The sequence below is a fragment of the Mesorhizobium sp. M8A.F.Ca.ET.202.01.1.1 genome, assembly GCF_004791595.1.
In the GTDB taxonomy this organism is placed as follows: domain Bacteria; phylum Pseudomonadota; class Alphaproteobacteria; order Rhizobiales; family Rhizobiaceae; genus Mesorhizobium.
Genome location: NZ_SRUN01000300.1, coordinates 1 through 285, shown reverse-complemented (window position 1 = coordinate 285; position 285 = coordinate 1). Strand labels below are relative to the sequence as shown.

The 285-nt window shown below is 62.8% G+C and carries 1 protein-coding gene; it reads left to right on the top strand.

The window, feature by feature from the left end; translation table 11 throughout:
• Window positions 1-62 precede the first annotated feature (62 nt).
• The coding region (locus tag EN845_RS34960; RefSeq protein ID WP_135931352.1) for a hypothetical protein at window positions 63-285 on the top strand (223 nt) is incomplete at its 3' end.

The following is a 285-nucleotide window of genomic DNA, read 5'->3' as shown; positions in this document are numbered from 1 at the left end:
GCGATGTCCCGCCAAATGTCCCCGGAATTGTCCCGTTTATGTCCCCCTGACGAGAGGGGCTCATGACCGACGAAACTCGCATCGAAGCGCTCCCCTTTGGCAATCACTACTTCGCTGTGCTGCGTCGTCCAGGGCAGCCCGACGACATCCTTGATGGTCCTGATGGCAAGCCCAAGCGGTTCGAGACCGCCTATGCCGCGATCCAGGCAGGCAAGGCGACGCTGGTGCCCGCAGCAAAGTCGCTACAGGTCGCGGCGAAGACCTTCCGCCGTGACCGCAATCGCG